This window comes from Pseudomonas sp. On1 (assembly GCF_033783325.1).
Genome location: NZ_JAWPOA010000001.1, coordinates 111,289 through 128,167, shown reverse-complemented (window position 1 = coordinate 128,167; position 16,879 = coordinate 111,289). Strand labels below are relative to the sequence as shown.

At 56.2% G+C, this 16,879-nt stretch carries 27 protein-coding genes; 21 read left to right on the top strand and 6 right to left on the bottom strand.

The genetic code is table 11. The features are described 5' to 3' along the window. Positions 1 to 6 precede the first annotated feature (6 nt). The 3 genes from R5C80_RS00725 to R5C80_RS00715 are packed head-to-tail and all read left to right on the top strand — an operon-like array spanning position 7 to position 965. Positions 7 to 294: a hypothetical protein gene (locus R5C80_RS00725; protein WP_319049681.1), complete on the top strand. Its 288-nt coding sequence runs from the start codon at positions 7 to 9 to the stop codon at positions 292 to 294. Next, a complete protein-coding gene (locus tag R5C80_RS00720; RefSeq protein ID WP_209418991.1) occupies positions 287 to 586 on the top strand; it encodes a hypothetical protein in 300 nt (99 codons plus the stop codon). The genes R5C80_RS00725 and R5C80_RS00720 overlap by 8 nt, the downstream gene beginning before the upstream one ends. Then, complete coding sequence (locus tag R5C80_RS00715) at positions 579 to 965, top strand: hypothetical protein (RefSeq protein WP_282853668.1); 387 nt, start codon at positions 579 to 581, stop codon at positions 963 to 965. The genes R5C80_RS00720 and R5C80_RS00715 overlap by 8 nt, the downstream gene beginning before the upstream one ends. A 9-nt stretch (positions 966 to 974) precedes the next feature. On the opposite strand, the gene R5C80_RS00710 is transcribed toward R5C80_RS00715, so the two are convergent. After that, the gene (locus R5C80_RS00710; protein WP_201020895.1) at positions 975 to 1,262 is read right to left on the bottom strand and encodes a hypothetical protein; all 288 of its coding nucleotides are present in this window, start codon (positions 1,260 to 1,262) and stop codon (positions 975 to 977) included. Between the two features lie 108 nt (positions 1,263 to 1,370). Between R5C80_RS00710 and R5C80_RS00705 the strand changes: the two genes are divergently transcribed. From R5C80_RS00705 to R5C80_RS00690, 4 genes are all read left to right on the top strand, one after another. Further along, entirely contained in the window at positions 1,371 to 2,234 is an 864-nt protein-coding gene (locus tag R5C80_RS00705; RefSeq protein ID WP_282853666.1) for a hypothetical protein, read from the top strand. Positions 2,235 to 2,320: 86 nt separating this feature from the next. Further along, positions 2,321 to 2,830, top strand: coding sequence for a hypothetical protein (locus tag R5C80_RS00700; protein WP_319049680.1), 510 nt, complete (start codon positions 2,321 to 2,323; stop codon positions 2,828 to 2,830). Positions 2,831 to 2,848: 18 nt separating this feature from the next. Continuing rightward, complete coding sequence (locus R5C80_RS00695; RefSeq protein ID WP_010792720.1) at positions 2,849 to 3,130, top strand: hypothetical protein; 282 nt, start codon at positions 2,849 to 2,851, stop codon at positions 3,128 to 3,130. Between the two features lie 75 nt (positions 3,131 to 3,205). Continuing rightward, positions 3,206 to 3,868: an OmpA family protein gene (locus R5C80_RS00690; RefSeq protein ID WP_010792719.1), complete on the top strand. Its 663-nt coding sequence runs from the start codon at positions 3,206 to 3,208 to the stop codon at positions 3,866 to 3,868. Between the two features lie 15 nt (positions 3,869 to 3,883). On the opposite strand, the gene R5C80_RS00685 is transcribed toward R5C80_RS00690, so the two are convergent. Beyond that, positions 3,884 to 4,585 (bottom strand): YcbK family protein, encoded by a 702-nt coding sequence (locus R5C80_RS00685; RefSeq protein ID WP_319049678.1) that lies wholly within the window; start codon positions 4,583 to 4,585, stop codon positions 3,884 to 3,886. 93 nt (positions 4,586 to 4,678) lie between these two features. Between R5C80_RS00685 and R5C80_RS00680 the strand changes: the two genes are divergently transcribed. Beyond that, positions 4,679 to 5,302 carry a hypothetical protein gene (locus tag R5C80_RS00680; RefSeq protein ID WP_319049677.1) on the top strand — a complete coding sequence of 208 codons (624 nt, stop codon included), beginning with the start codon at positions 4,679 to 4,681 and terminating at the stop codon, positions 5,300 to 5,302. A gap of 1,224 nt (positions 5,303 to 6,526) precedes the next feature. Continuing rightward, positions 6,527 to 7,054 (top strand): hypothetical protein, encoded by a 528-nt coding sequence (locus tag R5C80_RS00675; RefSeq protein ID WP_319049676.1) that lies wholly within the window; start codon positions 6,527 to 6,529, stop codon positions 7,052 to 7,054. Between the two features lie 107 nt (positions 7,055 to 7,161). Here R5C80_RS00675 and R5C80_RS00670 read toward each other — a convergent pair whose 3' ends face one another. Further along, a complete protein-coding gene (locus tag R5C80_RS00670) occupies positions 7,162 to 7,404 on the bottom strand; it encodes a hypothetical protein (protein WP_019438013.1) in 243 nt (80 codons plus the stop codon). Positions 7,405 to 7,587: 183 nt separating this feature from the next. Here R5C80_RS00670 and R5C80_RS00665 point away from each other — a divergent pair, with 183 nt between their 5' ends. Next, positions 7,588 to 8,043, top strand: coding sequence for a hypothetical protein (locus R5C80_RS00665; RefSeq protein ID WP_010792716.1), 456 nt, complete (start codon positions 7,588 to 7,590; stop codon positions 8,041 to 8,043). Between the two features lie 376 nt (positions 8,044 to 8,419). On the opposite strand, the gene R5C80_RS00660 is transcribed toward R5C80_RS00665, so the two are convergent. Continuing rightward, a complete protein-coding gene (locus R5C80_RS00660) occupies positions 8,420 to 8,617 on the bottom strand; it encodes a hypothetical protein (protein ID WP_319049675.1) in 198 nt (65 codons plus the stop codon). A gap of 171 nt (positions 8,618 to 8,788) precedes the next feature. Here R5C80_RS00660 and R5C80_RS00655 point away from each other — a divergent pair, with 171 nt between their 5' ends. Then, a complete protein-coding gene (locus R5C80_RS00655) occupies positions 8,789 to 9,130 on the top strand; it encodes a hypothetical protein (RefSeq protein ID WP_319049674.1) in 342 nt (113 codons plus the stop codon). Beyond that, a complete protein-coding gene (locus R5C80_RS00650; protein ID WP_209419009.1) occupies positions 9,127 to 9,687 on the top strand; it encodes a hypothetical protein in 561 nt (186 codons plus the stop codon). Before R5C80_RS00655 ends, R5C80_RS00650 begins: the two co-directional genes overlap by 4 nt. Positions 9,688 to 9,785: 98 nt before the next feature. Here the strand turns inward: R5C80_RS00650 and R5C80_RS00645 are convergent, their stop codons facing one another. Further along, complete coding sequence (locus R5C80_RS00645; RefSeq protein WP_319049673.1) at positions 9,786 to 10,118, bottom strand: hypothetical protein; 333 nt, start codon at positions 10,116 to 10,118, stop codon at positions 9,786 to 9,788. Positions 10,119 to 10,366: 248 nt separating this feature from the next. Between R5C80_RS00645 and R5C80_RS00640 the strand changes: the two genes are divergently transcribed. The 7 genes from R5C80_RS00640 to R5C80_RS00610 all read left to right on the top strand — a co-directional run bounded on the left by R5C80_RS00640 (position 10,367) and on the right by R5C80_RS00610 (position 15,797). Beyond that, a complete protein-coding gene (locus R5C80_RS00640; protein WP_319049671.1) occupies positions 10,367 to 10,933 on the top strand; it encodes a hypothetical protein in 567 nt (188 codons plus the stop codon). Between the two features lie 89 nt (positions 10,934 to 11,022). Next, positions 11,023 to 11,346, top strand: a complete 324-nt coding sequence (locus R5C80_RS00635) for a hypothetical protein (protein ID WP_209419014.1) — start codon at positions 11,023 to 11,025, stop codon at positions 11,344 to 11,346. Positions 11,347 to 11,411: 65 nt separating this feature from the next. Beyond that, entirely contained in the window at positions 11,412 to 12,410 is a 999-nt protein-coding gene (locus R5C80_RS00630; protein WP_319049670.1) for a hypothetical protein, read from the top strand. Between the two features lie 76 nt (positions 12,411 to 12,486). Further along, positions 12,487 to 12,717 carry a YheU family protein gene (locus tag R5C80_RS00625; RefSeq protein ID WP_319049743.1) on the top strand — a complete coding sequence of 77 codons (231 nt, stop codon included), beginning with the start codon at positions 12,487 to 12,489 and terminating at the stop codon, positions 12,715 to 12,717. Then, a complete protein-coding gene (locus R5C80_RS00620; protein ID WP_319049669.1) occupies positions 12,666 to 13,352 on the top strand; it encodes a DUF262 domain-containing protein in 687 nt (228 codons plus the stop codon). Before R5C80_RS00625 ends, R5C80_RS00620 begins: the two co-directional genes overlap by 52 nt. A 719-nt stretch (positions 13,353 to 14,071) precedes the next feature. After that, positions 14,072 to 15,190 (top strand): tetratricopeptide repeat protein, encoded by a 1,119-nt coding sequence (locus R5C80_RS00615; RefSeq protein ID WP_319049668.1) that lies wholly within the window; start codon positions 14,072 to 14,074, stop codon positions 15,188 to 15,190. A 97-nt stretch (positions 15,191 to 15,287) separates the two neighbouring features. After that, positions 15,288 to 15,797 carry a hypothetical protein gene (locus R5C80_RS00610; RefSeq protein WP_319049667.1) on the top strand — a complete coding sequence of 170 codons (510 nt, stop codon included), beginning with the start codon at positions 15,288 to 15,290 and terminating at the stop codon, positions 15,795 to 15,797. Positions 15,798 to 15,841: 44 nt separating this feature from the next. On the opposite strand, the gene R5C80_RS00605 is transcribed toward R5C80_RS00610, so the two are convergent. Further along, positions 15,842 to 16,174 carry a hypothetical protein gene (locus tag R5C80_RS00605; protein ID WP_209419021.1) on the bottom strand — a complete coding sequence of 111 codons (333 nt, stop codon included), beginning with the start codon at positions 16,172 to 16,174 and terminating at the stop codon, positions 15,842 to 15,844. Positions 16,175 to 16,322: 148 nt separating this feature from the next. On the opposite strand from R5C80_RS00605, the gene R5C80_RS00600 reads away from it, so the two are divergent. Next, entirely contained in the window at positions 16,323 to 16,649 is a 327-nt protein-coding gene (locus tag R5C80_RS00600) for a hypothetical protein (protein ID WP_209419023.1), read from the top strand. Further along, positions 16,646 to 16,867, top strand: a complete 222-nt coding sequence (locus R5C80_RS00595; protein WP_128683640.1) for a hypothetical protein — start codon at positions 16,646 to 16,648, stop codon at positions 16,865 to 16,867. The genes R5C80_RS00600 and R5C80_RS00595 overlap by 4 nt, the downstream gene beginning before the upstream one ends. The last annotated feature ends 12 nt before the right edge of the window (positions 16,868 to 16,879 follow it).

Genomic DNA, 16,879 nt, shown 5'->3' with positions numbered 1-16,879 from the left:
CATGCCATGCAGCAAATCAGCCTCACCCTCCCCAGGGATTTGAAATCCTCCGGCGTTGTCCCAGCACTTGAATGTCCAGTCCAGCCTATGGACCACGTGATCTTCACACCTCATGACAAGTCCATGCTGAAACCGACAATTCGTGGACGAGTAATGAACACTCTGCGCACCGCCGCGGGAAACTGGCGATGCGCAATCGTCCTCCAGGGCGAGCCATTCCCCTACGGCAACAGCGTGAACGTTTACTCCCATGAAGGATGCTTTGATGTAGTCGAGGGGCACTTCAATGGTTAAGAGGACCCCAGCTCCAGGCTCCGCAGCTGAACTGATTGCACAGCAGGGTATCGAGGCGCTCCGCGGCCGGCCCCTGAAAGATGGCAACACAATCGTGTACATCGCCAACACAGAGGTTGATCGGCTCCAGGCGGAGGAGAAGGAAGATCAGGAGAGCGGCGAATTCCTTTTCCCGGCCTGGAGGAAGCGAGTCTACGGTGGGGAATCTCCCGACGCTCAGATGGTGCGCTGGGTGAACCTGAATAGCGTTTTGCCGACCCAGGATCTGATCGAAGAGGACCATCATGGTTGATCGAAAAGCGCTGCACCTGATGGCACGGAATCCCAGGCTTCACGCACAGTATGTTCGGACAGGACGTGTACCTGAGTTCAAGAAGCCGGAAAGCCCTCTCATCACGCTACTGGAGTCGATCAATCCACGTGACAGACTGGCCATCACAGCCGTGGTGATCGGCCCGGCATTGGGCTATAGCGGGCGGCGTTGTTTTCAGAATGCCGCCCAGGCCCTGAACTGGCTCAAACCCCAGTACACGGCATCAAGCTACCCGAGCGAGTCCTGGCGGATCAAACGATTCGCCCAACGTCTCGGAATCGACGATCTTGCTGAGTGTGCTCAGGTTCCGGAAGGGATCATCAAAGAGTGGAACCGGAGGCATCACCCGGGCCGCTAATCGGCGGCCCTACCGTCTGAGTTCGATTTCCCAGGTGCCCACATCCTTGCTGCCGCCTTCCTGCTCGCACCAGTCTCCGTCCATGAGGTTCCCCTCTGGTGCGCATAGGGTGGCCTCCCCAACAAATCCATCTGCTTCTGGCCAGTACCGCAAAGAGTAGATGCCGTCCTTCAGGTGTCCCCGATATGTGGAGGGTTGCCCCTTGCGGGTGTATTCGATTACCACCTCTTCGTCGCGAAAAATAACGACGCATGGCTCAGATTGCCCGCCGACGCAGCCGTTGAAATAGGTTGTCATGAGGGAATTCGGGTAGCGCATATTTGCAGCCTCAAAACCATACGAATCCTGATCATAACCGGCTGGTGGCACACTCAGGGCGAGTCACCATTTGCATGAATTCTGCTCATGGATCTCAACATGCAAGACGCCGCCTTCACCCCGCCAAGCTGGATGACCCCCTACAAGGAGGGAAGCCGAGTCGGGTACTCCCAGGCTGTTATGGCCTATGCCGACTACTACAACCTCGATGGCAGTGCTGATCTGGAACCGGAATGTGAGGAGCGGCTGCCCGTACATCGCCGCGAGATGGTCTCCTACGCAAGCAGAACTGGTACCAAGCAGAATCTTGCCGCCATGCGTGAGGCTGGCTGGCGACTGCTGGTGAGTCCAACTGGAGTATTACGGACGGAAGATTTCCGGTACTGCCTGGACAATGGCGCTTGGACAGCATTTCAGCAAGGACGTCCATTTGATGAGCGCGCATTTGGGCGAGCAATCGACCTGCTCGGCGAGGGAAGCGACTTTTTCATCCTGCCTGACATTGTGGCCGGTGGGATGAGATCACTGGAGTTCAGCCTCAAATGGAAGGAACGACTTTCAGGGATTCCCACCCTGACTTTGCTGGCGGTGCAAGATGGCATGGAGCCCGACGATGTACGAGAGTATCTCAACCCGGCATGCGGAATCTTCCTTGGTGGGTCGACGGAGTGGAAGTTGGCAACGGCCAACGCATGGGGTGTCCTGGCAAGACGAAGGAACTGCTACTACCACATTGGCCGGGTGAACAGCGCGAAACGAATCCACCTCTGCGCAGCCGCGGGCGCGCATTCGTTCGATGGCACCAGTGCTACCCGTTTCTCCAAAACGTTGCCCAGACTTGATGCCGCCCTGGATCATGCAGAACGGCAGGTGGATTTCTTTTCACCTCAGGCGAAGCCAATGGGTGAGACAGATTTCGACTGCGGGTGGCCCTTCAAGCTAACCCGATAGACGCTCTGGTTGTGCTGAGGACCCTTGCACACAACCGTCACCCTCAGGATTACTCCATCTAACAAGGCCTTCATCTGAGGTAGATAATGCAACCGATTCAACGAGACCAAAACCAAGACCAAAGCTGGACACCGTTTTATTCGAAGTGGCGTCATGGAGGCTGGTACGTATCCAATCTTCGTTACCCAAGCGGGGCTTGCGGCTGCGTCAGCAACAACTATCCGGACGGTAAGTGGCGTATTGTCTGTGACCGCCGCCGCACCGACTTGGGCAAGGAAGGCGACTTCATCTTTGAGACTCGAGATGGAGCAGCACGCGCCGAGTTCGACCTGGTGCAGAACATAATCGCCGAGCAAGCTCTGCAAGCTGCGCTGCAGGATGGATACCTAACCTGGGGTGGATCGCCTATCACAGGTCCTCACCTTCCACACGGGCTCAGTGAAGCGAGCCAAGTCGAAGTGATCTTCCGCAACGGCCAGCGGCACACCGGCAGTGCACAGGCCTTCGGTTGGAACCACAGTGGTTACAACCCACACGCTCAAATCGTGGCCTACCGTGTGGTGGATATTACGGCCCACTCTCACTTTGCTGGCTGATTCCAGGACTCTCAATCCATGAGCACTCAATCCGTAAACGAACCGTACTCGAGCATTATCCAGCAAGCGTTGACCAAACGAGGCCACGATGCGGACGACTTTTCGCGCCATCCCCAGTACAGCGCGCCAAACTACGTGGTGAGGATGTGCACCAGCCTGACCGAAGCGGTCCACAAAGCGGGTAACCAGGCAGTCACTCTGGAGCAACTCATTCGACTTGAGAGTACCTGCACCGGGACCGATTACCAGCACAAGCTGGCATTGCGCTGCAATCGCCTGGCGCAAGGAATCGGCTGCTGAGGGGTATTGCAAGGGGCTGCTTCTGGCACACCTTGCCTACCATCAACATGGAGCTCCATCTCAAGGAGCTCCAGCATGAACAAACTGCTCAAACCCTTCAGCGTCCTCGTAATGCTCGCTTGCCTGGCCGGCTGTGCGACCAACCCCATGACCGGTGAGCGTGAAATTAACCGGACCGCCGTCGGGGCCGTAGTAGGGACTGTTGCAGGCGGCCTAATTGGCGCGGCGATCGGCGATAGTCGTGCAGCCCTCATTGGTGCGGCAATTGGTGCTGGTATCGGCGGTGGCACCGGGTTCATCCTCGACCGTAAGCATGGCGAGCTTGAGGCAAAGCTGAAAGGGACAGGCCTCACCGTTGAAAAGCAGGTGGATGATGCGAACACCACCCAGGCACTCGTGGTGAGCGCGCCCGCGGACATTACGTTCAGCACTGGATCGGCAGATCTGCAAAGTCAGGCTTTCCCGTCCCTAGCGCGACTGGCCGAATCGCTGCGGAACCAAGGTAACCTTCGCATTGAAATCACCGGCCATACGGACAACACCGGTCCGTTCCAAAATAACCTTCGTCTCAGCTACAACCGAGCGCAGGCGGTTGGACAGTTCCTTTACGCAGGTGGAATTCAGGCTGACCGGATTGCAATTCGCGGGGTGGCCGATTCGATGCCGGTCGCAGGAAATGAAACACCCGCCGGTCGCCAAGCCAATCGCCGGGTGGAGTTGCGAATAAGCGCGATCTAGGGCGGCTGCTGAAGGTCAAGCGAGCATTTCAAGTTCTGGCCAATCAGGCGCAAGGTTGGCCAGCCACTGAGCATCGGTCGAAGGATCGAGTAGCTCCACAATCCAGTGTTCTGGCTCCAGGACGGTCGATTCGGCCACTCGCCAGGTTCGAACCTTGCCGACGTCGACATGGATGAATCCCTTCGTGGGATAGAAGCCCACACCTCCGACGCCAATAGCCTGGGCCAGCTTTCCCAAGTTCTCGACGGACAAGCCTGGTATGCGAATATCCGCGGCCATCGCCTTGATATGAAGTGATTGCTTGGCTGCGCCCTCCAATTTGGAGTTGTGCTGTGGGGTGCGGTACCCACTGTTCACAAGGATCTTGTAGGGCAATCTGTTGATCCTCAACCAGACCTGGATGAGGTACAGCAGATCAAGTAGCTTCGGGCTCATGCGAACGGTTGATTTGAATTTCACGTCTCGCAGGATGCTGCAGGCTTTCTGGTATCCACCAACGTCCCAGCCCTTCCCTCCGCGGAAGTAGCAGAAAGAGGCCTTCTCACCGCTATCTGGCCTTTCAAGATCAAGCCAACGATCTCGGTTGAGCGCTACTACGCGCCAATCGTACTTACGTCCTGAAGGGACATTGCCGAGGGCTTGGCCCAGTGTGAGTGCGGCTGGCGCGGCGAGAAACGCTGCAAGCAGTTGCCGTCGGGTAATGGTCGATGGTTTCAACGCCTGTATCCGATGAGCTCCGAAAGTCGGAGCCCACGATAGCTGGCGCATCTCGTCATTCAACTCAAAACGACTGCGGCTTTTCCCGAGCTGGTGGCACACTTGGATAATGCCAAGATCGGTGCTCCCAACCAGATGATAGGTACCTCGATGCACCAACTTAATGAAGCAATGCGGAAGCGTGTCGCAGCCGCTATGGAGAAATCAGGCTGGGAGATGGACCCGGAGACCTCTGCCATTCCTGCAGTTCGATGCTGGTTTTACTCTGTGAACATTCACCGAGGTCCTCGGGTGGCCGCAATGGTTTCCCAGGATCTCTATCGCTCTGTAGTCAGTGGTGATGGGATCATCGCGGAACTGCTTCGACGAGATCCGAAACACAAGCCGTTCGAGCAGTATCTCGGTACAGTTGCCGAATTCGACTCCCTTCCGGAGGCATCTCAGCGAGATCTAGGTAAGAAAAATACGGTAATCGCTTGCCTGGCCAGCTTTGCGCGGACCACGCAGACCTGGGGCCTTGCACCTCCGCTCAACGAAGTTCCAGGGCTTCATTTTGTCGCGATCGATTGGCAGGCAAAGAATGGTGCACACGTACTTCGTTCTGGCCTGGCGATTGGCGACGCCCCCCTAACGAAAGAGGACCTGGCCAAGATCGCTTCGATTCAACTCGGTTTGCATCTGGCGCGCTGCCCCCAAGAATCACCGATCGACTTCTGAGTGTCAGGCCCTTCGGGGCCTGATTTTTACCAGCTGGTGGCACAGATTCTCGAGCATCACGATGGGCGTACTCAATCTGGAATCCCATCACATGAAACGTCTCCGAGAACTACAGAAAGCACATCCCCTCTGGGAAATCTCCATCACCCGGGGAACACACTTACGTTTCAGCCGGCCAGGCTGCCCTCCGGTGTTCGCCTCGTACACGCCAAGCGATTGGCGAGCGGACAAGGATCTAGCATGCAAGCTGCGCCTGGCAGAGCGCTCCTGCCCAACCAGCACCATTGCCACAGCTGCCTGAGGTGACCACAGTGCCAATATACCTGGAAGGCCCAAGCTGCGATCCGCGTGGCCCTGATGGAGGCGGTAGGAATCGCTTACGCATCGATTCGATTGACCCTCAACCCCGCTGCGCACTCCGGCCGCGGACATTTGCAGGGCTTCGGGAATCGATGAATACGGCCATTGCTCAGTGGGGTAGTCATTTTGATGTGTGCTCCGGCGGCGGTGAATGCTCGGCTTGCTTCCGATTCACTCGTCGACACAACATCCAATCACCTCCAGACGCACTGATAGTCCGGCTTCATCCCGATGGATCGCTCCATTACACCAGCGACGTTAAAGCAGGGTGGAATGCCGGTCTGACCCCGATCGCCTGGGATGACCTGGCTGCGCTTGAGGAAGGATGGAGCCTCGGCCGGGTACTGAGAGACGAACACTCGCAGTACATAACTCTAAACCGGGCTCGACCGCGTTAGAGTGAGAAAATTGGCCTCAGTTTGACTTGCGATGGGTAGGGCGTGGTGATACAAAAAACATGCTTCCTGCTTGAGTCCTTGGACTTTAAGCACCAGATGTACGCGCTAGAACTCTAGGGTGTTCATCGGGCCCCGTCTGAGACCTGAGTTTCAGTTTTCAATCGGGGAGTCACCGCTGGCTCCAACCACTGCACATTCGTGCACACCGAGTGACTCGACTACAGTCGACTTACTCAAATCCTCGAAGTGAGACCTGTCGGGCAACTCTCAAGCTGCTCGCCTGATGACGTGCGCCTTTCCGGCCGGCCATGTCGTGAAGTCAATCTGTGGATGAAGACAACCTGGTTGACCAGGAGCAGCACACCGCGCATAGCGTGGTTCGAGCGCCCTGGCATCCGCCGGCGCGTCCTCTAACCCTACCCGGGGCACATCATGCCCTGGGCTTGAGTGCTCCCTTGGAGTTCTCATGGATAAAGACCTTCGAAATCGCTTCATCGTGCAGGCAATGGCAGTCCGCCAAACCTTCGGGGATGGCGAAGACCTCCATGCCGATCAAGCTGGTCTATCGCCTTCGGTCCGCCAAATGCTCCGGGAAAGCATGGAGCGGCACGAAGCCCTGACCGTCTTGTACAACGAACTGGACCGGGTTGGCGTAGGGTTGATCCTCAAACATTGGTCCGGGAACCAATGGGCGCTGGTTCTTCCTGATGCCTCAGAACCCGGTAAATTCCGCTACCAGGCTTTCGGTCTGCACGGCTGGATTACCCATCACACCTGCACAACTCTGGACGAAGTCGTATCAGACGCCTTCTGCGCCGGTTTTCGTATGGTGGCATCTCCAGATACCCTCGATCGGGTTGCATCTACGGTCGAGTGGAAGAAAGGGTGCGAGCGCCTGGAGTTCATCACGCGGCACAATTGCGGCGAGATCAGCTACCGGGAAATGCTGGATCAGTTCCAAAACATCGACGCCAAGTACGCATCCGCGGCTTGAATGTCACCAGCTGGCCTTTCGGTTTGCTGGATTTCAAAGTTGGAGCCAACAAAAACCCCGCTACCTTCACAGGTGCGGGGTTTTCTTTTCTTGGCTGATCTACCAGATCAGTTCATGCCGAACTTAGCGACGTCCACGCCCATGCAGTAATTCAACGCTCGAGCCCGTGCGGAATCTTTGTGGGTGCTAGCCAGGTGGTCGACGATGTAATTGCAGTCATCGAATGCCAACGAACGGGCTTGGCTTGCAGTCAAGGGGGTGGGCTGCGCAGATACCTGGCCATTCAAGGACGTGGGAGTTTCCGACGTAGCATGGGAGCTGCAACCGGCAGCGATGGTAAGGGTTGCCATTACGGCAAGTCGACGTATCAAGGGGGCCTCTCTTTGCCAGGATCTGGCGTCACCAGTGATGCGTCCAAGGTACAGAAGCGTTTGAGCGATGCACGTCAAGTTGACCCTATGAAATTCTGACAGCGGTTCTGGCACAGCCCTTCCCTGCTGATACTGGGCCTATCCCAGACAGAGTACCTCCCCATGCAATACGCTCAATCCAACCTGCTTTCCTTCCTGGCCCATGCTCCGGTTGCGGTTACTACCAACCTGGATCACGGAACCGAGACACCCTCAGGGCACATTTTGATGAATGCAGCTCGCCCACTACTGGGCCAGACCACGTTCCAAGGTGACTTTCTCCGCGGCCGCTTCTACGCCACGCTAGACCCGGAAGACAGCATCTCTGAGGTTTTTGCAAGGGAGAACCTGAAGCTTGATGGCAAGGTCGTCTTCGTAGTCGACCGCGCGACCGCGACTGAACTCATCCTGGATGGATGCCGCTATCGCAGCCAGTACATGGCCATGGAGGAAGAAGAACGCTGGTCGATTCTGCGCGATCGAATTTCCGATCTGCAGGACATGCCCCTGGCTGGTTTCATGGACAAACTGGCCAAAGTCAAGGGCAGTGCCACTGAGAACCAAACCCAAGCAGCATGATGAAACGGGGCTACCTTGAGTGGCCGTTTTTGAAGGGGCGACCATGCACCAATGCTGTATGTTCGTCCCTGTGGAGATCAGAAACACGGAGCCAGTTCTTGAATCGAATTGCACATCCTCTGGAGTTGCACGGCACCTTCTATGGACTCATTACCGATAGCGTAATGGTTCGTATCGTCGCCAAAGAAATATCAGCGGCGCACGCCAGCACTTCTCGAGAGCAGAAGAGCGAAGAAAACACGCCGCCGCCTACCCCTCGCAGAGAGCCCCTACGCACCGATCCTGAGAGCGCCAGCCACTCTCCACTAGACTGAGACAGTCTCACATCACGAAAATGTAGGGACCGCCCAAAGGGCGGCCCCTTTCGCACTCCGATCTACTTAACGGCCGCCTCTTTCGCCGGAATCTTTGCCGGCGGCGGGACGCACTTCGCCCGAGATTGATAGCCCGACATATCCATGATGGCGTTGAGGACCGTTACGCATTCGGCCTGGCTTTGGTACGGGGTAACGGAAACGATGGGGTACTGCTCTCCTGCTGGAGTGCCATAACCACCTTGTAGAAAGGTGATCACTACCAAGGTCCACTTCAAAATCTGATCTCTCCTTCGCGATTACTGTTCGCCTAAAGGAAGCTAACGACCTGAATTTCAAATAAAAAGAACACCTTGTGTCATTCCATAAGGGGGTTCTGGCACAGCCCCGCAGGCGTGAGGATTACTCCACGTTCCAATAAGGAGAATCCCATGTTTCATACCAACCAGCTCCAAGCCCTATTCGATCAACTGGAAGCTCTCCAGCAGTTCGACATGGAGACTCAGCCCGCCGACCTGAAGGCCGTGCTGGTGAAGGTCAACGAAGAAAGACAGAAGCTCATCACCCTGGATCAGCGACTGATGATCGGTGTCCGCGATACCCGTCATTCCACCGACTACTACCCGGTGCTCGTTCCTCGTTCTCGTAGCTACGGCGACGAGGACTTCAAGGGCACTTTTGATACCTCCGCCGATACCAGTGAGGACTACACCTACGTAGTCGATTGCGCCGGCACGAAGGTCGAAATCATTTCGCGGGAGGGTGAGGCGTGAAAGATCTGCCATATGAAGAGGTCAAGACCTCTCTGACCTCCGGCGAGTCGATTCCTGCAGCAGTAATGCAGGCGTTCCGGACAGCTCTTGCGGGCCTTCGTCCGCACCTGGCTGCGCAGGTGTATATGAACCTTAGCCAGGCTGGTTGTATGGACATCGAGATCGCAGCGATCGCAGGCCGATCATTGCGCCATGTGAAGACCTTGCTTGAGTTTTCCAAAGCACCGACCGCCCTGGTGGACATGGTGGCCAACCGAAAAGCGTCCATTGCCGCAGCACACAAGGCAATGCGTGTGGCTGAGTCCACAGGGCAGGACGTTATGGCTGTGATTCAGGAAGCGGCCCAGGAGGAAGACAGACAGAAGAAGCCTCGCAAGGATCGCCCTGTCGCCGCGGCAAAAGCAGTAGTCCGTACACTGCTCAAAGCGAAGGTACCGAGCCAACTCCGCGCCGGCATTGCCGGTGGCGCAGACATGGTTCAAATCCGCACGAATGATGCGCAGCGGTTGCTGCACGCCCTGGAACAACTAGCTCCGACGACACGCCGCCGGGCCTGATACACGGGAGAGGCAGCATGCCTTGGATCAGCGTACTCACCGCGCCAGCAGCCACAAATACCGATCACTACCCCCCCCGGTCTGAAGCTTTACAGGGACTATTCAGGGATGGAACCCAGGCAGTCGTTAGGTGGTATCCACCAGAAGAAGGTGAGTGCTCCGGCCGATGGAGAACCACCTGCTCGTCTACTTGGGATGTGACCGAGCAGATCACCCACTGGCGCGAGCTTTTTCCATCGCGCATTGAAAGCATGAAAGGGTTCTTTCTCGAAGGTGAGCAGCTCTGCGGCCTTAAATCCATCATGCAGGGCATATACGGCGATGGTCGAATTGTCACTTCTGATGCGCGTCGCGACCTGGCTAATCGCCTTCACCAACTGATTGGCGTAATCCAGGCGCAAACAGTTGAGATAGACGTGTAGCCTCGGCATCTCACTGCACTTTAAGGAGATTACTTGCCCGCCATCGTTCCTTAGGTGGGCCTCAGTGTCCGAAATTCCGGACCGACAAATGGCATTGAATCCCCCTCGTTGTTTGCGAACATATCGAACTTCGGATGGCCCCACCCAATATGAGCGGGGCCAATGGATAAGGAAGATTGCCAGTGCCCCTCTCTGCCTCCCCTGCCCCAATACCTTCTAGGCCCACTGAATCCCTCCGCCTGACTGCCCCTCGCCTCATGCGACAACGCCGCTGGCTAGATGACAAACGGTTCCAGATGCGACGGATCGTGATTCTTAAAAACCAGGACGGCGAGGTCGTTGGATACAGACCAACGATCCAGCAAGGCACGAAGGAGCATCGACGAGACTATTACCAGACCTTCAAAATCACACCCGAGGTCTCCCTCACCGAAGCTCTACGCGCAGCTATGGATTGGCGTGATTTGACAGAGAAGAAGCTCGGCATCGATCCAGGCAGCCATAGCGCCGCGTGTTCTTCCAAACCAATCGCCAGTATTTCCTTGATCGTTTCCCAGTCACCGCCCTATCGCGCCCACTGGGCAACCAATCAAACTGCAGACGGCGCCCCTAAAATCAGGGTCAGCATTGGCGTTCGAAACTACCAAGATGCTTACGAGGAAACGGTGCTTCGTCTGGCTCAGCGCGAGGGGATTCCTCCCCCGGAGCAAATCCCCCTTGCCCCACCTCCTCGACGTGACCAGTACCGCAGGATGGTGAAAGCAGGCCTACAAGACATTCCGAAGCCACTATCCGCACGATCGCGTCAGAAAAGCAGGTCCTGAATTTCCGGGATGCATTTTCACTGGAATGGACGGGGGAACCCGTTAGTTTTCTGTAGAAACCCTATTCTCGGAAAGCAAAGATGCCATCCATGCAATCTCTTAAGCGAATAGCCTTGGCGATGTCCCTCACACTGATCGCCGGCTGCGACAACTCAGTTGTGGGGGCCTACAAGGCAACGATGGAATCCGAAGGAGGTCAGGCCAGGACGGTTGGTATTGCGGTGATCCAAGAAGGAAATATCAGCGCCGATGGTCAGGACGTAAAGGTGTCCAGCTGGAGCAGAGAATCTGGATCAATTACCGCCCTCGATCAAGAAGGCAACCGCATCGTTCGCTTCGAAATCCTTGAGAATGGAGACCTCTCCCAAGACACGCCGGCAGGAAAGCTGACCTTCAAACGGTTCGACCTGTAGTGCGCCTGGTGAAGATCAGGAACTTGGCCTGGAAGGCTTTTGGCGCTGCCTTGAGCCTCAGTCTGATGTTCAGTCCTGCTACCGCTGGCGCATCGATCAAAGTGCTCCAAAGCACATATCCGGATGGAACCGCCGCGCCCGCAGAACTGTACCTTTCAGGCGAAATAACCACCTCGACCAAACGGGAAGTGCTGGGCGCTCTCGACCAGATCGGCAAGAAGGTGCCGATGCTCTACCTGGACTCCGCAGGTGGAGATCTGATCGCAGGAATGGAGCTTGGTGAAGCGATCCGGCGCAGAGGCATCAACACTTCAATCGGCAAGATCAGTGGTAGCTATGGCAAGCCTCTGCCCGGGATCTGTTACAGCGCTTGCGTCCTTACATTCAGTGGCGGCCACTTTCGGTTTGCAGACCAAAACGCCCGTATTGGCATCCACAGGTTCTATCGCCGAACCACCTCGACGGCGGACTTGGATGTCGGGCAGGTAGTCAGCGCTGCCATCACCAGCTACTTGATCCGAATGGGGGTCAGCCCTTTGCTGTTCGAAAAGATGGCCCAGGTCGGTGGCGGCAAGATGCAACTTTTGCCGATCTCTGAAGCCTCTGGCTTGTCATTGGTGAACAACGGGATTCTATCGCCCCAGTGGGGGATCGAAGGCAAGCAAGGAACTGTCTACCTCAAGGGGGAACAGGAAACCTGGAACGGTACCGGCAAGCTGATCGTCACCTGCGCAGGTCACAACGGCGTCAAGATCTCCGCTCTATACGATGCAGGCACCAATAACCAAGAGATTTTGCGGAATGCGCAAAATTACACCCTGAGGGTGAACAGCCAGTTTCTCCCCATCCCTCGCCTGCAATCCGCTCCCAAGATCAATGGTGATTATCTGACGGCGACCTTCACTCCTGACCCCAGCATGATTTGGGATATGCAGGCCGCTGAACAACTTGGATTTGGCTTTCACCCCACAGGCTCTGACTCCTTCTACGGCTTCCTGATTGACGCTAGGTCCGAACGGGATCTGATCAGAAGTTTTGTGCAGCACTGCCAAAACCGGGACTGATAATACTGCGGGTTCTGGCACACCGTTCAACAGCAGAGGATCACCTCACCCTTCAAGGCAAACTAGAGGTGATCCCATACTCATTCCCTACGACCAGCTACAGCCTGAAACGCTTCACAACCTCATGGCCGATTTCGTGAGTAGGGACGGAACTGATGGTGGTGACGACACTCCTGAGGCAGTGAAGATCGAACGAGTGATGAGGGCTCTGAAAATCGGTGAGGCGGTCATTCTTTACGACGTAGCCTACCAGCAATGTATCTTGACTCTCCGCTCCGAGGTTCCGGCGGAGATGCTCAAGGCCTAGACCTAACGATCTACAACAGTTCCTCGCATGGGATTCTGGCACACACCTACCTGCCAGATTATGTGCGCATCCACTTTTTCCTGGTCGCTCAACTACTGGAGATCGCCATGTCCTCTCTCGCCTTACCTGCTCCAATCCTTGCTGGGAACCAGCGCTCGTATTCAATAAGCGCACTGTGGGAGGGGACCCCGGCCCGCACTAACGTTGATCAGGAGCGTCAGCTTTTGAACCTGGTGCTTCCGCCGTGGCAGCGTCCGCCCAGCTGGGGCCTCGACCAACAGGTCCAATTCATTGAGGGGATTTTCTTGGGCCTTGGTACCGGGTACTACGTTATCAATGGGCGCGACTATGACGACCAGGGCCATGACAAGCCCATGTCTGGTTGGTTGATTGATGGTCAACAGCGAATCACTGCGATCGCCCGCTTCTTTCACGGGGAGATCAGCATCTTCGGGGGGATCTTCTTCCAGGACTTGAGCCTGGGTGACAAGCGCCGCCGCTTCAACAACCTAATCTTCCCCTGCATCGAGATGGACTACACCAATGACGAGAAGGTCCTGAAGGAGCTGTATCGTCGACTGAACTTCAGTGGCACCCCGCACACCGAAGCTGACCTCGAATTGCTCAACGCCTAACTTCCACTGAACTTCAGCTACTACCCGTCCTGGCTGTGAGCCGGACTAAGGATCTCGCCATGCCGTACAGCATCACACTTGCTGGAGACATTCAGCACTGTTACCCCGACCTCGGTACCGCTCGTTCAGATATCCTGGAACTGCGTGGCCAAGGCCAGAAGCCTAGGCTCTATTACTCGACCTCATTTGAACACTTGGGCTGTGAGATTGATGATTACGGGACCCCTATCCCAGAATACACGCACATATCCTGGAACGATTTTGCCAAGTTGCTCCCGCACTTCGAGGCTTGTTGGTCAGTAGTGGATGACGAGCTGTCAAGTCCGACCTATCGCCTTGTAGACGTCTTTGTGCTCTTCTGCGGTTGTTCCCATCACCTGGCAGATATGCACTACCCGCGATGTGAGACAGTCCCTGACTACCTTCGCGTAAGGACGAGTTTTCTTCGCGTTACACAGGGTCTTATGGACCCAGATGAAGTGTAAAATCTAACTTAACCGTATCGGGCACATCTACCGATCGGGCTGATGATCCCCATGGGGACAGACACCATGCTTCTTCTGAACTTCGAGCGAAACTTCGAAATTCTCTACGTTCCAGATGAATATCCCGACCTGGAAGGGTCAGTTCATTGCTTCGAAAATGCGGGCCTGGCTTTCGGTTGGGCCTCTCTGCTGATTCTGTAATCCTTGCCAGCCTATGGCTAGGAAACCTTCTGCATGAGACGCTTGAACATCCCCACCACCTTCCTGTTAACGCTCATCGCATCTGGCTGTACCTCCCAAGTCACACGGGAGGGAAACCCCTTCGACGAGCCTCTTGCGCGAGAACCACTCCAAGCACCCGTCGCGGAACCTGGTCTCATCCTCAAAACATCACCGCGGCAAGTCCCTGCCGATTTGCCCGTCGCTCCGTTCAGGCAGACGGCTGACATCGAACCCGACGTTCGGGTCTACCCTGCTGGTGCAGTTCCGACCCCGATTTCCTCTAGGCCGAACGTTCCAGTTGCAGTAACACCGGCAACCGACTCCGGCCGTGAGGCGCTGGCCGAGGCGGAAAAGGTAGCTACCACCGGTGACACGACGGCAATGATCGAACTGCTAGAGCAAAGCGCCTTCAGGGGGAACATGGATGCCCTGTACCGGCTGGCCAAGGTCTACCAGAACGGAGAAGGAGTGCCAACTAACCCAGAGCTCGCAGTCGCTTATCTAACCACTGCATCCGGACTTGGCCATGTCGAGTCTACCCGGGTGCTGGCCTGGGACTATCTACTTGGAAAAGGGGTAACCAAGGACATCCCATATGGGACCACTCTGATGGAGAAAGCTGCAGAGACCAGCGTCAGGGCCAAACGGGAATTCGCCTTGCTGCTCAATAACACTTACCAACCCAACCTCAACGATCCATCCCGAGCAAAAGATCTCTTGAGTCAAGCTGCAGCAGCCGGAGACTCCGAATCGGCTAGAGCTCTCAACATGTTGAATTCTGGCTTCAGCGTACCGCGCACGCTGGGCGCGCCAGCTTCCCTGGTGGTGCAGCGTCGTACGCAGGGAGACCCCGCAGATGTACGAGCGGAGTCTCTCAAGCAGAAGGCGTACAGTGGCGACATAGAGGCGATGTATCGGTTTGCCCTGGGGCTAAGCCTCGGGAAATACCCTTCAATTGATGGCCAGTTCGAGGCGTATTGCTGGTATGCCGTAGCTGCAAATCATGGACACGCAGAGGCAGCAGCTGAGCTATCCGCGCTGGCCGGAGTGAAGACCCTTTCGGAGCGAAAAAGCCCGGGCAAGCTGGATCAGTGCATCCAGGAAACGAACGAAGCTGTCGACCAGGGCTAATCACCCCGGCTGCTGGCACAGAACAGATGGGCGGATGATGACCCTGTTCCACGAGCAGTCTCGACTGCAACACATCCACTCAAACAAGGATCTGCTGATGAAAAAATCAGAAATCGGAAAAGGTCGGTTCTACAGCGATGGCAAGGTTGGACTGAGGGAGGTTCTTGATGAGGGGCCTCAATACAAGCTCTACGCCGGCGTCGAAGATGAAGACTGCCTGCGTTTTCGCTGCCTGAACGCCAAGTCCTCCACCGACATCGGACAGGAGAGCAATAGCACACGGACCTCATTTGCCGCCTGGGCGAAACTGGAAATCCCTGCAGACCAGGTCCATACGCACCTGATCGGGCTTCGCGCTGACAAAATTGCGGGAAAGCTCACTGAGCCTCAGGCGCGGTTCGTGCGGTCCTTTGATAACGACCTGACTGAAACGGAATCAGTGGAGTGCGATCGAGAAGAGCATCGCGTTGCGCTCTCCTGCATGAAGAAGGGCATCGTCGCTGAGATGCCGGACCGGCTCGACTCTGAGGATCGTTGTTTCGACGTCAAGTTCACTGCACTTGGCCTGGCAGTTATCGCGAATGTTCTGAGCTCTTCGAACCAGTAGAGGGGCTCTCCGACTGGGGCATCTTATGCAAAGGCGCCCCCCAGTCACGCCAGAATTCGTGCAGTGATCGGGAGCTTCGAAGCCCGAGCCTGCTCGGCTCCGGATTCTGTAAGTGCGAACCGGGATACGCTTTCGTCACTCCGCCGGCGCTCCAACAGCCCCATCCCCTCCAATCGCTTGATTAATCGGCCCCCCAGCAACCTTTGATTTCTTGCTGAAGCGACTTTGGTCGAAACCAGCGTGCCTAACATGCCGGCGTCCGTGATCTCACCACCTAGGTTCTGGATGACGGCAAGAGCGTTTCGATCCACCTCGGTAAGGGTTGCGGGGGCCTTGAACAGGCCACGTGCGATCTTGATCTGAGTGAGAGGAGTCATTCTGAAGGCACTTTGCTACGGACACCCCGACTTTATCGAAGAAAGTTACTGATTCAACTCGAAATGCTGGTCTGCTTTCCAAGTGGTTCTGGCACAGGTCTCGGAGCGTTCAAATAGCCCGGAATTTCCTGGCTGACGAGGCTATTTGATGAATCGCAATCACACCCCCCAACTTTCGGACACCGTAGAAGGTGTGCTCTATGGCTGGAAGCACCAGGCTGGCCAGAGTCCCAGTTCCAGTACCTTCGCAAAGATCTGTCCCGGCCCGACGTTCACAATTCTGTCCGACGGAAAGATGCACAAGGTTGTCGACACGATCTCGACAGTTGAAGCCACTCCCCATGATGAGCAAGACCTGCGAGATGCGATATCTGCAGGCCAAGTGGAGATTTACCGCATGGAGCGCGGGGCAAAGCAAAAGGTGCTAATGCATGCTGCCACTGGTAACCCGCTGAAATCCGGAGGCGAGGCGTGAGCAAGGCAGTTCAAGGGTGGTACCGAAGCCGGCCAGGCATCTATCAGCACGAGACAGGAGCTCGGATCTGGAGCCATACCGCGCCTTCCAAAGCCGGTAATCAGGCCCTGCAGTGGGAAGTACGTCTTTCCGATGGCTCGCGGCAATCGGGCTTCAAATCGATGAGTGACGCCATGCGTCTTGCTCAGGAATTCGACCCGGAAATGCGGCGATTCTGATGCGGTGAAAAG

Bases quoted from the DNA above. Each gene is read 5' to 3' on its own strand.
- R5C80_RS00615 (WP_319049668.1), top strand. From the start codon at position 14,072: ATGAGACGCTTGAACATCCCCACCACCTTCCTGTTAACGCTCATCGCA.
- R5C80_RS00695 (WP_010792720.1), top strand. From the start codon at position 2,849: ATGAGCACTCAATCCGTAAACGAACCGTACTCGAGCATTATCCAGCAA.
- R5C80_RS00600 (WP_209419023.1), top strand. From the start codon at position 16,323: ATGAATCGCAATCACACCCCCCAACTTTCGGACACCGTAGAAGGTGTG.
- R5C80_RS00675 (WP_319049676.1), top strand. From the start codon at position 6,527: ATGGATAAAGACCTTCGAAATCGCTTCATCGTGCAGGCAATGGCAGTC.
- R5C80_RS00670 (WP_019438013.1), bottom strand. From the start codon at position 7,404: ATGGCAACCCTTACCATCGCTGCCGGTTGCAGCTCCCATGCTACGTCG.
- R5C80_RS00690 (WP_010792719.1), top strand. From the start codon at position 3,206: ATGAACAAACTGCTCAAACCCTTCAGCGTCCTCGTAATGCTCGCTTGC.
- R5C80_RS00710 (WP_201020895.1), bottom strand. From the start codon at position 1,262: ATGACAACCTATTTCAACGGCTGCGTCGGCGGGCAATCTGAGCCATGC.
- R5C80_RS00645 (WP_319049673.1), bottom strand. From the start codon at position 10,118: ATGCCGAGGCTACACGTCTATCTCAACTGTTTGCGCCTGGATTACGCC.
- R5C80_RS00700 (WP_319049680.1), top strand. From the start codon at position 2,321: ATGCAACCGATTCAACGAGACCAAAACCAAGACCAAAGCTGGACACCG.
- R5C80_RS00630 (WP_319049670.1), top strand. From the start codon at position 11,412: ATGTTCAGTCCTGCTACCGCTGGCGCATCGATCAAAGTGCTCCAAAGC.
- R5C80_RS00605 (WP_209419021.1), bottom strand. From the start codon at position 16,174: ATGACTCCTCTCACTCAGATCAAGATCGCACGTGGCCTGTTCAAGGCC.
- R5C80_RS00720 (WP_209418991.1), top strand. From the start codon at position 287: ATGGTTAAGAGGACCCCAGCTCCAGGCTCCGCAGCTGAACTGATTGCA.
- R5C80_RS00725 (WP_319049681.1), top strand. From the start codon at position 7: ATGCAGCAAATCAGCCTCACCCTCCCCAGGGATTTGAAATCCTCCGGC.
- R5C80_RS00610 (WP_319049667.1), top strand. From the start codon at position 15,288: ATGAAAAAATCAGAAATCGGAAAAGGTCGGTTCTACAGCGATGGCAAG.
- R5C80_RS00705 (WP_282853666.1), top strand. From the start codon at position 1,371: ATGGATCTCAACATGCAAGACGCCGCCTTCACCCCGCCAAGCTGGATG.
- R5C80_RS00640 (WP_319049671.1), top strand. From the start codon at position 10,367: ATGCGACAACGCCGCTGGCTAGATGACAAACGGTTCCAGATGCGACGG.
- R5C80_RS00665 (WP_010792716.1), top strand. From the start codon at position 7,588: ATGCAATACGCTCAATCCAACCTGCTTTCCTTCCTGGCCCATGCTCCG.
- R5C80_RS00715 (WP_282853668.1), top strand. From the start codon at position 579: ATGGTTGATCGAAAAGCGCTGCACCTGATGGCACGGAATCCCAGGCTT.
- R5C80_RS00620 (WP_319049669.1), top strand. From the start codon at position 12,666: ATGTATCTTGACTCTCCGCTCCGAGGTTCCGGCGGAGATGCTCAAGGC.
- R5C80_RS00635 (WP_209419014.1), top strand. From the start codon at position 11,023: ATGCAATCTCTTAAGCGAATAGCCTTGGCGATGTCCCTCACACTGATC.
- R5C80_RS00655 (WP_319049674.1), top strand. From the start codon at position 8,789: ATGTTTCATACCAACCAGCTCCAAGCCCTATTCGATCAACTGGAAGCT.